Origin of the sequence: Nocardia sp. NPDC005745 (genome assembly GCF_040630775.1) — a bacterium.
Classification (GTDB): Bacteria; Actinomycetota; Actinomycetes; order Mycobacteriales; family Mycobacteriaceae; genus Nocardia.
Genome location: NZ_JBEXYF010000016.1, coordinates 38,816 through 52,225, shown reverse-complemented (window position 1 = coordinate 52,225; position 13,410 = coordinate 38,816). Strand labels below are relative to the sequence as shown.

Below are 13,410 nucleotides of genomic sequence, written 5' to 3'. Positions count from 1 at the left end.
AACGATGGCACTGCGGGCGGTTCCCGTCCTGGGGTGGCTTTATCTGGCCTGCGGCGCCCTCGCCGCCGCGACCGGCCGCGTCCCGGACAGCCGGGTCCTGCGCGCCGCCTGGTGGATCGACGCGTTCCTGAGCGTCGTCGTGCACGCGGCGCAGATCCCGGTGGCACTGCGCGCCGCCGAGGGTTCCGGACGCGGCCGGTTCGAGACGGCGGTCCTGACGCAGATCTTCGGCTTGACCTGGTGGCGAACCCAGCCCGGCAAGGAGGAACGGTAATGAGCAAAGTTCTGGTGACCGGTGCGTCCGGATTCCTGGGCGGCGCGTTGGTACGCAGGCTGGTGCGCGACGGCGAGCATCACGTGTCGATCCTGGTGCGGCGCACCAGCGATCTGACCGACCTCGGCGCCGACGTCGACAAGATCCAACTGATCTACGGCGACCTGACCGATCCCGCCTCGCTCGAACGAGCGACCCGTGGGGTCGACATCGTGTTCCACAGCGCGGCCCGGGTGGACGAGCGCGGTACCCGGCAGCAGTTCTGGAACGAGAACGTCCGGGCCACCGAGCGATTGCTCGAAGCGGCCCGGCGCGGCGGGACGGCGCGGTTCGTGTTCATCTCGAGTCCGAGCGCGCTGATGGACTACCACGGCGGCGACCAGATCGACGTCGACGAATCGGTGCCCTATCCCCGGCGCTACCTGAACCTGTACTCGGAGACCAAAGCCGCGGCCGAGCGGGCGGTGCTGGCCGCCGACACCGAAGGGTTCACCACCTGCGCGCTGCGCCCCCGCGCGATCTGGGGAGCCGGCGACCGGTCCGGGCCCATCGTGCGGCTGCTCGGCCGGGCCGGTGCGGGAACGCTGCCGGACCTGTCCTTCGGCCGCACCGTCTACGCCTCGCTGTGTCACGTCGACAACATCGTCGACGCCTGTGTGAAGGCGGCCGCGTCGGACGCGGTCGGCGGCAAGGCGTATTTCGTCGCCGACGCCGAGCGGACCGACGTGTGGGGATTCCTCGGCGAGGTCGCCGTTCGGCTGGGGTACCAGCCGCCGACCAGGAAACCCCATCCGAGGGTGATCGAAGTGGCGGTGCGCGTCATCGAGACGATCTGGCGCATTCCGGCCGTAGCGACGCGCTGGTCGCCGCCGCTCTCGCGCTACGCCGTCGCCCTGATGACCCGCAGCGCCACCTACGACACCACCGCCGCCGCACGCGATTTCGGCTACCGGCCGGTGGTGGACCGCGACAGCGGACTTGCCGCGTTCCTCGCCTGGCTGCCCGCCCAGGGCGGAGCGGTCGAACTCACCCGCAATCTGCGCTGAGCACCACCTCGGTACCGGAGATCAGCATGAGCAACGCCCCCGTCTTCCGCCGGAAGATCACACCCACCGAACGCCTCTACTTCGCCACGCGGCGGGTGACCCCGCCGTTCGTCATGCATATCGCCGTGCACGGTGACGGCAGCCTCGACCCGGCCGCCCTGCAACGGGCCGTCGACGTGGCCTCGGCCGCCGCCCCCGGCGCCCGCCTGGTCCGCGACGGCGGCGACTGGGTGGACAGCGGTCTGGCCGCCACCGTGCGCGTCGTGCCGGGATGGTCGCTGAACTACGACGCGCTCGAACACGACGCGGTACTCGGCAGCCCGATCGGTCCCACGCCGGAGCGGACCACCGAGGTGCTGTTGCTGACCGGTGACCGGACCACCGTCGTGTTCCGCGCCTTTCACGGCGTGATGGACGGCATGGGCCTGCGGATGTGGGTGGACGACGTCTTCCGCGCACTGCGCGGCCTGCCGCCCGTCGGCGCTGCCGACCCGGTCGCCGACGCCGAACTGGTGGCGCGCGTGGGCGCGCCGGGCAAACCGACCCGGGTGCTGCCCACGTTCCGGGCGCCGACCGGCCACGGCCGCCAGGATCCGGCGGCCCCGCGCTGGCTGCTGCGCCACCGCACGATCGAGGCGACCGGCAGGGGCATCGTCGCACGGGTGGCGGCGGTCCTGGCCGCGGAGTCGGGGGCCCGGTCGCGCTTCATGATTCCGGTCGACCTGCGCAGGCACGATCCCGAGCTGCGCTCGACCGGGAACCTGGCATTGCCCCTGTTCCTCGACGTGGCGCCCGGCGAGGACTGGGCGACGATCAGCGGCCGGATGCGCACCGGGTTGCGGGAGAGAAGCGAACTGAACCAGTTGGACAACGGCAAGCTGTCGAAGTTCCCGGCCCCCGTCATCCGCGGCGTGCTGCGCGGCAGCAACTGGCTCGGGGCACGGCTGAACCGGAACATGGTGTCGGCCACCGTCTCCCACATGGGCAGCGTCGATCTCGACGAGATGGCCGTGCCCGGCTGGACGCCGACGACCATGCGGATGCTGCCCCAGCACAGCGGCGCGATGCCGCTGCTGTTCGCCATGGTCGAGTCGCGCGGAAAGCTGGAGCTGACCGTGTCCTGCCGCAACGGCGCGGGCATCGAGCCCCGGCTGGAGGCGCTGCTGGACAAGATCGCCGCGCGGTTGGAAGCCGAGTCGGCCCCGCGCGAGGCGGCCGTGAGATGACCGCCCTCGCCCGACTCGTGCTCGCCCGGCCGCGGTGGGTGCTCGCGGTCGTGACCGGGGTGATGCTGCTGGCCGGTCTGCTCGGCGTCGGAGCGTCCGAGAAGGTGACGGCGGCCGGGTTCATCGATCCCGGCAGCGAGTCCGCGCACGTGGACCAGCTCGTGGGCGAGCACTTCGGACCGCAGAATCCGGACGTGGTGGTGCGGTATACCGCGCCGCAGGGCCAGACGCTCGATGGCATAGGCCCCCAGGTGCGGGAATCGCTGGCGCGGATCGACCCGGCGCTGCTGCAACGGCCGATCGAAACCTATTGGAACGCCGGAATCGCACGCAAGCAGTTCCTGCGCTCCGCGGACGACCGGCACGCACTGGCCGTCGTATATCTCGCCGGTGACGCCAACCAGCGCGTCAGCGCGTACCCGGACATCGAACCGCAGCTGCGCGTCCCGGGTGTCGCGACCGATCTGTCCGGCTACAGCGCGGTCTCCACGGAGATCAACGCGCAGTCCCAGCACGATCTGCTGCGGGCGGAATCGATCTCGCTGCCCCTGACGCTGCTCATTTTGGTGCTCGTGTTCGGCGGGCTCGTCGCCGCGTCCTTCCCGGTCGTGGTCGGTGGCCTGACCGTGCTCGGCGCGATGGGCGCCATCCGCGTGCTCGCCGAACTCACCGAGGTGAGCACGTTCGCGATGAACATCGCCTCGCTGCTGGGGCTCGGGATGGCCATCGACTACGGGCTGTTCCTGGTCACCCGGTTCCGCGAGGAGGTCGCGGACGGGCACGACGTGCCCGCCGCGATCACCCGCACCTACGCGACCGCCGGGCGCACGATCGCGTTCTCGGCGCTGCTGCTGGTCTGCGCGTTCGCGGGGACGTTCGTCTTCCCGCAGGCGGTGCTGCGGTCGCTGGGCGTCGGCGCGATCACGGCGGTGGCGCTGGCCGCCGGGCTCTCGCTCACCGTGCTGCCCGCACTGCTGGCCCTGTTCGGCGCGCGGATCGGCGCCGGGCGAGCGATCGATCGCAGCGACCGGTTCTGGGGCGGCCTGGTCGATCGCGTGCTGCGGCGGCCCGCCCTGGTCACCATGGCCGTCGGCGCCGTCCTACTGGTCTTCGCGGCGCCGCTGGCCGGGCTGCGACTGGGCGACATCGACCATCGCGCGCTGCCCGCGGACAACCCCATGCGCGTCACCGTCGAGGAACTCACCGCGCAGTTTCCCGCGGCGGGCAGCGGGGCCACCGCCGTGCTGCACGGCACGGCCGGGCCGCCGCAGTCGGCCGCCGTGGACACGGTCGCGGCGGCACTGAGCGAGATCGACGGTGTGCGGCAGGTGGTCCAGGTGGGTCGCGCCGAGGACTTCGTCGTCTTCCACGCGTTCCTGCGCGACACCGACCGCACCGAAGCGGCGGGTGCCTCGGTCCGCGCCCTGCGCGCGGTGACTCCCCCGGACGGCACCGTGCTGTGGGTCGGCGGCGACACCGCGGCCACCGTGGACAGCGTGCGCTCCATCGTCGCCGCGATGCCGTGGATGATCCTCGTCATGGTCGGTGCGACGATGGTGCTGCTGTCGGTCGCGTTCCGCTCGATCGTGCTGCCGCTCAAGGCGGTCGCCCTGGCGTTCCTGAGCCTCGCCGCCACCTTCGGCGTGCTCACCTGGATCTTCTGCGGCGGGCATCTGTCCGGCGTGCTCGGCGTGAGCACCGGCCCGATCACCGCCGGCATGCTGGTGCTGATCATCGCGGTCGTCTTCGGGCTCTCCACCGACTACGAGGTGTTCCTGCTGTCGCGCATGGTCGAAGCGCACGACGCGGGCGCCGACACCGCCGCGTCGGTGCGGACGGGCACGGTCAAGACCGCTCGCGTGATCACCGCCGCCGCGACCCTGCTGGTGATCGTCACCGGAGCGTTCACCCTGTCCCCCTTGACCCCCATGCGCTTCCTCGGTCTCGGCATGATCATCGCCCTGGTCGTGGACGCCACCCTCGTCCGCATGCTCCTGGTACCCGCCTTGGTCCAGCTGATGGGGCCCGCCAACTGGTGGTCGCCCGGCCGCCCCCGCCACGTCGTGACGGCCACCGTCGCCCGCATTCCGGAACGCACGTCGGTCACGAGATGATCCAGCTGCACCCGTTGCTAGGCAACAAGTTCCAGTAGGCCGCGGGGATCCCATGGCATCGGGCCGGTCGGGAAGCCGAGGCGGACCAGGCGGTGGGGCGGGGCCACGTCGAAATGCGCCACCGCGGGTGGCAGGAATCCGGCGAGCACCTTCTCCAGCATCATGTTCAGTCCGGACAACCGCGGCCGCAGCCGGACCTGCCAGCAGCTGATGCGCCCGGCCGGTACCTCGACGACGGTACGCTGCTCCACTTTGGCGCCGAGTGGGATGTGCACCGAGAACGCCAGCCAAAGATCCACGCATTCCTCGGCGCCCTCGGCGAAGTCCAGGCCGCGCAGCAGGGTCAGGCCACCGGCTAGCGGCATCACATCGGCCGGAAAAGGCGCGATCCCGCCGCCGAACTGAAGATGGACAGTGTCGAGGAAGTTGGCCTCCTCGCGGCTGACCACCGTTGTGCCCGAGCGTGTTTCGGCACGATAGCGCTCGGCTCGGAGCCGGTCTCCCGAGCGCAGGAACCGCTGCTCGATGGTCATCGCGAATTTCCCGTTTCCCAGGCCGGCCTCGACGATCGAGCGGTAGCCGTCGTCGTCGTGGGCGACCACGCTGACCAGGTCGAGCTTCGGCGCCCGGTCGGCGATGGTGGCGATGTAGACGGACTTCTCTCCGTCGGGAATTCCGGGGTCACGAAATGCGCTGTGCACCTGTTCTCCTCACAGTGTGTCCTCGGCCGCCGCAGCGAACACGCGCCGCAGGGTGGCGACATAGCGTTCGACGGAGCCGTGCGCCACCGGGGTATCCGGGTAGATGACGCTCAGCGTGGTTTCCGACGCGAACCGGTTGATCCAGATCAGCACTTGTTCGGAGGCGGCACGATTGGCGTACAGCCCACACGAGCCCAGGTCGAACAACTCGTTACCGAGCAGCTCCCGGGTGTCCACATACGAGATCATCGGCGTGGACCAGCCCGGTTCCAGGTCCAGGTCGGAGTCGGCGGGCAGCAGTTCCACCACGCGCTGGAACGAGGTGGGGGCCAGGCGCAGGCCGTTCTCGTAGGCGTGCTGCGCGATGGTCGCGGCGCGCGCGAAGGTAGTGGTGGCGCCGATCGGAAAGGCCACCGGCAGCAGCGTCACATACCAGCCGACCGACGCGCGTTCCTCGGCGCTGCTGCGGGTACTGACCGGCGTCATGCCGAAGTAATAGTCGCTGTCGATGAGCTCGCGCTCGGCCAGCGCCGCCGCGGCGAAGATGCCACCGACGAATTCCGCGCCGTTGGCGCGGCAGACCCGCTCGAACCGCAGCGCGGTGTGCTCGTCGAACAGGGTGATCGTGCGGTGCGCGCTGCGGTTGTACACATCGGTGCGCTTGCCCAGATCCAAGGGGAAGGACGGCAGTTCGCCGTCGTTACCGCGGATGAGCTCCAGCCACTTGCGCACGCCGGGCGAGGCGAGCGTCATCCGGCTCGTGTACTCCCGCTCGGCGGTGCAGTAGTCGAGGTAGCTGGCCGCGGGGGCCGGCATGCCCACGTCTTCCCACACTTCGCGCACATACAGCAGCGCCAGGTCGAATCCGGACAGGTACTGGCCGAATCCGTCGGTGTGCAGATGATCGACCGCCAGGTAGACCGTGGTCGATTCCTCACGTTCGATCGCGCCGAAGGTGAAGCAGTCCCAGTCGAAGGGCCCCGGCGTCGTCTTCTGGACGTGGTCGCGGATGGCGCGGGCCTCGTCGACGCGGCCGTAGTCGATCGGTACGAACTCGACGTCCTCCGCGGGCACGAGGTGACGCTCGATCGTGCCCGCGGAGTCGATCCGGAACCAGGTCCGAAAGGTGTCGTGGCGCAACAGGAACGCGTTGACCGCTCGCGTCATCGCGGCCTGGTCGAGGCCGCCGGCCGGGATCTCCGCCGTCACCAGGCACAGGCCGGAGTACCGGAACTCCGCCTTGGCGTGCCGATCGGCGAGCCGAAGATACTGCTCCTGCTGGTGCGAGGGCGGGGCCGGGTGCACCGGCGCCCGCCGGGCGCGCGCCACCGACTCCGGTGACGCCGCCCAGCTGACCAGCCTGCCGGGCCCCGGCTCCCATTCATCGATCAGACCGAAACCGACCACGATGCCACCTCGTTTCGACGACGGTCGGTCACGGCCTGGCCTCGGCCCCCGCCAACGCGGGCACCGGTTCGGCCGCGGCGCCATTGGACGGCGCCGGTCCCGCCATCGACGGAACGAGATCGGCAACCGGCTGCGCCTGACCGGAATCCGCGGCCAGGATCAGCTCCGCCACCTTCGGGCCCGCCTGCTCCAGGCTGAACGATCGGCCCATCTGCAGCGACATCAGGTCGATGCCGAGGGTCTTGGTGACCCGCGCGCCGAGTTCCACCGCCATCAGCGAATCCAGCCCTAGTTCGGGCACCGGAACGGTCATGTCGATGGACTCGACCGGCACACCCATGACGACGGCGAGTTCCTCGGCCATCTTGCGGGCGACGAAGGCCCCGCGTTTGTTCTCCTCGATCGCGGCCACCTCGGCCCGCAACCGGGCCAGTTCGGAGGTGTCCTTGGCGGAGGACTGGGCGAGCGCGATCGTGCGGCCGGTCCGGGTCAGCTGCGGGAAGGTACCGGTCAGCTTGGCCCAGTCGGTCGGGATGATCGCCGCGCGAGCGTCGCCGAGGCGCAGCGTCTGCTCCAGATAGGCGGTCGCGTCGGCCATGTCGATCGGGTCGAAGCCCACCAGATCGAGGTACTTGAGTGCCGTCTCGTCGGCGGCCATGCCGCCCGTCGCACCCGACAGGTGACCCCAGCCGACGCACAGCGCCCGCTCGCCCGCCCTGGACCATTCCTCGGCCAGCGACTCCACCGCCACATTGGCCGCGCAGTAGTTGTACTGGCCGTAGATGCCGTACATCGAACCGCCCGAGGAGCACAGCACGAACATGTCCAACCGGATCCCGGCATCGGCCACGGCTCGATGCAGCACCCGGGCGCCGTGCACCTTCGGGCGGTACACCTTGGCCAGCTCCTCGAATCGCATCGCCGCCAAGCGGTTGTCGGCCACGGCTCCCGCGGCGTGGAAGACTCCGCGCAGCGGATGCTCGGCGCTGTTGGCCCGTGCGACGATCGTGGCGACAGCCTCCGGGTCGGTCACGTCGGCACGCTCCTCGACCACGTCGACGCCGACGGTGCGCCACGCCTCGAGCTGCCTGCGTGCTTCCTCGGTGCTCGCGCCCCCGCGGCCGAGCAGGACCAGCCGCCGCGCCCCGCGCAGCACCAGCCAGCGCCCGATGGCCATCCCGAATCCACCGAACCCGCCGGTGACGAGATAGGTCGCGGTGCTATCGATCTCGATTTCGGGCAGGTAGGGCCGCACCGCCGGGGTGGGCGAATCCATGCGCAACGCGATCCGGGCCAGGCCGGTCGATCGAATGGTCTCCTCGAAGGCCTTGCCCACCTCGTCGGTTTCCAGCAGCTTGTACGGCAGCGGCTGGTAGGTGCCCGCGAGCACCTTCTCGTAGACCCGCTGTAGCAGCCGGGTCAGCCGCTGCGCGTCGACGGCGACCAGGCGGTCCAGATCCATCGAGAAGTACGCCACGTTCTTGTCGAAGTTGGCCATCTCGAGCAGTCCGCCGGTGTAGATGTCGGCCTTGCCGACCTCGACGATGCGCCCGAATTCCGCGACGGCGTTGAAGTTCTGGCGCAAAATCTCCCCCGGCGCGCTGCTGAGCACGACCTCGACGCCCTTGCCGCCGGTCAGCTCCAGTACGTCGTCCACGAAGTTCAGCGAGCGCGAGTCGATCGCGTGATCGGCGCCGAGGGCGAGCACGTGGGCGCGGCGCTCGTCGGTGCTCGCGGTGCCGATGATGCGTGCCCCGCGGTCCTTGGCCACCTGGATCGCGGCCGTGCCGACACCGCCCGCGGCGCCGTGGATCAGCACCGTCTCGCCCGGCTCCAGCCGGGCCAGATCCAGCAGCGCGTACTCGGCCGTGCCGAAGGCGATGGTGCTGGTGCAGTATCCGGGATCGGCGTCGGGCGGCAGCGGAATGGTCAGCTGCCGGTCGACGACGACGTAGCGCTGCATCATGCCCTTGGCCGCGATCGCGACCAGATCGCCCACGGCGAGATCGGTGATCCCGTCGCCGACGCGCACCACCTCGCCGACGCCTTCCATGCCGGGCACGGTGCCGAAATAGGTGGGCGCGAGTTCGCGCTCGCCGAGCAGGCCGATGACCTTCAGCGGATCTTTGTAGTTCAGACCGATGATCTTCATCCGGACCTCGACCTGGCCCGGCCCCGGTTCGCGCCGCGGGCACTGCCGCCAGGCCAACGCCGACAGCATCCGGGTCCGCGGCAGCTCCAGTGTGAAGTTGGCCTCCGGATCGGTCAGCGGTTCGGCGGTGTCGAGGGTGTCGAGGCGCTCCTGCAGCGGCTTGGTCACCAACGGAGCCCAGCGCTCGCCCGCGCGCAGGACGACCTCGTCGAGGTTGTCGTTCCAGAACGCGCCCGGTACGGCCAGTTCCCCGAGCAGATCGGTGATCTCGGTGTCCGGTTCCACGTCGATCAGCCGCCAGCGCAGCGCCGACTGCTCGTTGAGCAGCACCCGGCGAGCGCCGGCCAGCGCGGCATGATTCGAATGCGGCGGGATCGGGCTGCCCGGCAGCGCGAACGCCCGTTCGGTCACCAGGGTGGCGTGACACCATCCCTCACCGAAGACGCTCTTGGGCCCCTCGTCGGCGATCTCCGGGTGGACGAACTCGTCGAGGGCCACCGCGATCCGCTCCAGGGTCCACAGATCGGCGACATCGTCCTCGACGGTCCCCGCGACCACGCAGACGTGCAGCCGGTCGGTGCCCTCCGCCTTGGCGGCCGCCAGCGTCGCGGCCAGGTCGGCGGCGAGTTCGCGGCCCGCGACGCCTGCCACGTAGAGCCGGGAGCCGGGGAGGGCGGCGGCCAGTCGCCCCGCACGACGGCAGTTGCCGCCCAGCGCGATGATCACGGTGGTCACCGAGTCCTTCGGCAGGGCATCGGGATCGAGCGGATCGCGTCGTTCCAGCGTCTCGGCGTAGTAGAAGTCGACCATCCGATGCAGCGGATCCTGGCCCGGCGCGAGCGCACCGATCTGCAAGCCGCTCAATCGCATCACGAGGTTGTGTTCGTCGTCGAGCAGATCCACGTCGGCGCGCAGCCTGGCCCGCGGATCGCGGCGCGCGACCACGGTGATCCGCTCGGGTAGCGGTGCGACCAGCCGCACCGCCGCGACACCCACCGGAACCAGCGTGCCTTCATCGATCCTGGCGTCCGCGAACAGCAAAGCCGCGGACTGCATCGCGGCGTCGACCACCGCGGGGTGGGCGAGGTGTCCGGAGTCCGCGGCGATGGTGCCGTCGACAGTGGCGACCACCGCGTCCGCGCCGACGCGCGCGGAGGTGACGCGTCGGAAGGCCGGACCGTACTGCAGCCCCGCCGCGGCCAGGCCGGTGTAGAACATCCGCGGGTCGACGTCGAGACCGACGTCCAGGGTGGGAACCGTGACCTTCGTGGGCTTGTGGCTGCCGGTCAGTGTGCGGCCGAAGGCGTGCACCGTCCAGGCCGTCCCCGTCGCCGAACGCGATCGGATCAGGAAGCGGCCGCTGGCCTCCTCCACGGTCAGCGCCACCAGCGGCACGTCCGGCGCGCCCATGATGAGCGGGGCCACGAACCGGACCTGCTCCAGCGCCACGCGTTCGACACCGAGCCGGGAGGCCGTGGCGCTCAAGGCGGCGTCCAGGTACGCCGCGCCCGGCATGATCTTGACGCCGTTGACGACGTGGTCGGCCAGCCATGGCAGCAGCTCGGTGCCGACCTGCAGCAGCCAGTCCGGCCTGCCCTCGACGTCGGGATCGCCGAGCATGGCGTAGGTGCCGGGGCTGCCGAGGCGCGCCTGCTCGAACAGCGGCAGCGCCGAATGCAACCGGGTCCGCTGCCAGGGATAACGCGGCAGTGGCACGTGCGGTGTGGCGGTGTTCCGCGCGGGGAACAGCTCGTCGAGGTCGAGCACGCCCGCGGCGTAGAGACCGATGAGGGTGCGGCGGAGGCTCTCCGAATCCGCCTGCTTGCGATCCAGTGTCGGCACCGTCGTGCCGTTGACGTCCGCGCCCAGCAGAGTCTCGCGGATGTTGCCCGACAGTACCGGGTGCGGGCCGACCTCCAGGAAGACCCGGCTGTCCGCCCCGATCAGCTCGGTGATCGCGTCGGCGAACCGGACGGGCTCGCGCACGTTCGCGCACCAGTACTCGGCGTTCCAGTCGGGGCCGGTCACCCGTTCGCCGGTGACCGAGGAGTACAGCGGCACGGTCGGCGCCTTCGGATCCAGCCCGGCCAGCGCCGCGCGCAGCTCGTCGAGGATGGGGTCCATCAACCGGCTGTGGTACGGCACCTCGACGCGCAAACGTCGAGCGAAAATACCGTCCTCGGTGAGTTTTTCGGCGATCTCGTCCAAGCGGTCGATGTCGCCGGACAAGGTCAGTGAGCTCGCGCTGTTGATCGCGGCGATATCCACCCGCGGGTCGTCGGCGACGAGTTCGCGGGCCTGCTCGGGCGACATTCCGACCGCGAGCATCCCACCCGAGCCCGCGGTGGTCGCCTGCAACCGGGCGCGGTGATAAGCCACCAGGACCGCGTCGCGCAGCGACAGCATGCCGCTCACGTAGGCCGCCGACACTTCACCGACGCTGTGCCCCACCACGGCCGCGGGACGGATGCCGTACTCCGCCAGCACCCGCACCAGCGCCACCTGGACGAGGAAGTTGGCTGGTTGCGCTACTTCGGTCCTGGCGACCCGGGACTCCTCCTCGGGGCGCAGCAGTTCCTCGATGATCGACCAGCCGGCGATCTCGCGGAACTCCGTGTCGATCGCCGCGGCGGTCTCGGCGAAAACGCTCTCACCGCTCAGTAATTCGCGGGCCATCCCCCACCACTGCGGACCCATGCCGGAGAACACGAACACCGGTTCCGCGGTCCGCGCCGCGATCGTCCGCGCGGCGTCGCGCCCCTCTCCGGCGGCGAACAGGTGAAGATCCCGGACCAGGTCGGCGGTCTCACCGACGAGCATGCCCGTGCGGTACTGATGGTGCGCCATGCGGGTCCAGGCGGCCTCGGCCAGCCGGCCGGGATCGGCGCCCGCGGTGATCAGATCGGCGAACCGGCCTGCCAGCGCACGTGCCGCGCCGGTGCTGCGGGCCGAGATCGGCAGCACACCGAGATGCCGTGCGGGCGCGTCGGTTGCGCTGGGTTCCCGGCGGAACTCCTGCAGGATGGTGTGGGCGTTGGTGCCGCCGTAGCCGAAGCCGTTGACCGCGATCGTCATCGGCTCGGCGTCGTCGGGCAGCGCCTCCGCTTCCAGCTGGACGTGCAGTCCGAGCTCGTCGAACGGGATGTCGGGATTGGGTTTGTCGAGCCAGCCCTGCGGCGGGATGGTGCGATGGTGGATGGCCAGCGCCGCTTTGATCACGCTCGCGACACCGGCCGCGGCCTCGGTGTGACCGAGTGTCGACTTCACCGAGCCGACGCCCAGCGAGCGCGTGCGCCCGGCAGGCGCGCCGAACACCCGCCCGAGCGCGCGCAACTCGACCGGATCGCCCACCAATGTGCCGGTGCCGTGCGCCTCGACGTAGGTGATCTCGTTCGGCGCCAGTCCAGCGCGCACGCACACCGAACGGGCCAGGTTCTCCTGGGATTCGGCGTTGGGCACGGTGATCGCCGTGGTGCGGCCGTCCTGATTGGAGCCGGTCGCCTTGACCACCGCGTAGATCCGGTCACCGTCGCGGACCGCGTCGTCGAGTTTCTTCAGCGCCACCATGCCCGCGCCCTCGCCGCGTCCGTAGCCGTCGGCCGAGGCGTCGAAGGATTTGCAGCGGCCGTCCGCGGCCAGGAAGCCGCCCTTGCACATCAGGACGAAGGTCTCCGGCTGCAGCATGACGTTCACGCCACCCGCGAGCGCCACCTCGCAGTCGCCGTTCTCCAGCGCCTGACAGGCGAGATGAAAGGCGACCAGTGACGACGAGCACGCGGTGTCGACTGTGAGCGCGGGACCGACCAGATCGAGAGCGTAGGCGATCCGGTTGGACAGCATCGTGTAGGACGCACTGGCCGGGGTGTGCATGTCGGTGTGGAACAGGGCAGGGCCGACCACGCCGATCACCGACTGGTCCACCACGAACCCGCCGACGTAGACGCCGATCGAGCGGCCCGCCGCGTGCCGCGCGATCCCGGCGTCGTCGAGCGCCTCCCAGGTCACCTCGAGCATCAGCCGCTGCTGCGGATCCAGCACGGTCGCCTCGCGTGCGGAGATGCCGAAGAAGTCCGGGTCGAACTCCCACGGGTCGATCGTCATGAATGCCGCGCGCTTGGTGTAACTGCGTCCCGGCGTACGTGACTCCGGGTCGTAGTAGCGGCGGTAATCCCAGCGATCGGCCGGCATCTCGACCACACCGTCGCGTTTGTCCAGGACGAATTCCCAAAAGGTGTCGGGCGAGTCGATTCCGCCTGCAAACCTGCAGCCGATGCCGACGATTGCGATATCCGACATGCATATCCTCCGGGTCGGATCAAGTTGACCGCCATTTTCTTCGGCGATTCACGAATTAGCGTGTGCGCAGCTGGCGACGGCCTCAGCGTAACGGCCGCCACATCCACCGTCGCGGACTCAGGGACAGTTCACAATTCACCCGCCGACCCATTTGTGGCATCTCGAAACTATGGCTCCTGCGCTGGCGAAAAACA

The 13,410-nt window shown here is 70.0% G+C and carries 7 protein-coding genes; 4 read left to right on the top strand and 3 right to left on the bottom strand.

Annotation, left to right across the window (positions count from 1 at the left end):
* Nucleotides 1–4: 4 nt before the first annotated feature.
* From ABZ420_RS18525 to ABZ420_RS18510, 4 genes are read left to right on the top strand one after another with little or no spacing between them, the layout of a single operon-like run.
* Complete coding sequence (locus ABZ420_RS18525; protein ID WP_357123931.1) at nucleotides 5–274, top strand: hypothetical protein; 270 nt, start codon at nucleotides 5–7, stop codon at nucleotides 272–274.
* Nucleotides 274–1,320, top strand: a complete 1,047-nt coding sequence (locus ABZ420_RS18520) for an NAD-dependent epimerase/dehydratase family protein (protein ID WP_357123928.1) — start codon at nucleotides 274–276, stop codon at nucleotides 1,318–1,320. The genes ABZ420_RS18525 and ABZ420_RS18520 overlap by 1 nt, the downstream gene beginning before the upstream one ends.
* A gap of 26 nt (nucleotides 1,321–1,346) precedes the next feature.
* The gene (locus ABZ420_RS18515) at nucleotides 1,347–2,546 is read left to right on the top strand and encodes a peptide synthetase (RefSeq protein ID WP_357123925.1); all 1,200 of its coding nucleotides are present in this window, start codon (nucleotides 1,347–1,349) and stop codon (nucleotides 2,544–2,546) included.
* Nucleotides 2,543–4,660: an MMPL family transporter gene (locus ABZ420_RS18510; RefSeq protein ID WP_357123922.1), complete on the top strand. Its 2,118-nt coding sequence runs from the start codon at nucleotides 2,543–2,545 to the stop codon at nucleotides 4,658–4,660. Before ABZ420_RS18515 ends, ABZ420_RS18510 begins: the two co-directional genes overlap by 4 nt.
* A gap of 17 nt (nucleotides 4,661–4,677) precedes the next feature.
* Here ABZ420_RS18510 and ABZ420_RS18505 read toward each other — a convergent pair whose 3' ends face one another.
* The 3 genes from ABZ420_RS18505 to ABZ420_RS18495 are packed head-to-tail and all read right to left on the bottom strand — an operon-like array spanning nucleotide 4,678 to nucleotide 13,216.
* Nucleotides 4,678–5,361, bottom strand: a complete 684-nt coding sequence (locus ABZ420_RS18505; protein WP_357123919.1) for a hypothetical protein — start codon at nucleotides 5,359–5,361, stop codon at nucleotides 4,678–4,680.
* Nucleotides 5,362–5,370: 9 nt separating this feature from the next.
* A complete protein-coding gene (locus ABZ420_RS18500) occupies nucleotides 5,371–6,768 on the bottom strand; it encodes a condensation domain-containing protein (protein ID WP_357123916.1) in 1,398 nt (465 codons plus the stop codon).
* 28 nt (nucleotides 6,769–6,796) lie between these two features.
* Nucleotides 6,797–13,216 (bottom strand): SDR family NAD(P)-dependent oxidoreductase, encoded by a 6,420-nt coding sequence (locus ABZ420_RS18495; RefSeq protein ID WP_357123913.1) that lies wholly within the window; start codon nucleotides 13,214–13,216, stop codon nucleotides 6,797–6,799.
* Between the last annotated feature and the right edge of the window lie 194 nt (nucleotides 13,217–13,410).

Bases quoted from the DNA above. Each gene is read 5' to 3' on its own strand.
- ABZ420_RS18525 (WP_357123931.1), top strand. From the start codon at position 5: ATGGCACTGCGGGCGGTTCCCGTCCTGGGGTGGCTTTATCTGGCCTGC.
- ABZ420_RS18520 (WP_357123928.1), top strand. From the start codon at position 274: ATGAGCAAAGTTCTGGTGACCGGTGCGTCCGGATTCCTGGGCGGCGCG.
- ABZ420_RS18515 (WP_357123925.1), top strand. From the start codon at position 1,347: ATGAGCAACGCCCCCGTCTTCCGCCGGAAGATCACACCCACCGAACGC.
- ABZ420_RS18510 (WP_357123922.1), top strand. From the start codon at position 2,543: ATGACCGCCCTCGCCCGACTCGTGCTCGCCCGGCCGCGGTGGGTGCTC.
- ABZ420_RS18495 (WP_357123913.1), bottom strand. From the start codon at position 13,216: ATGTCGGATATCGCAATCGTCGGCATCGGCTGCAGGTTTGCAGGCGGA.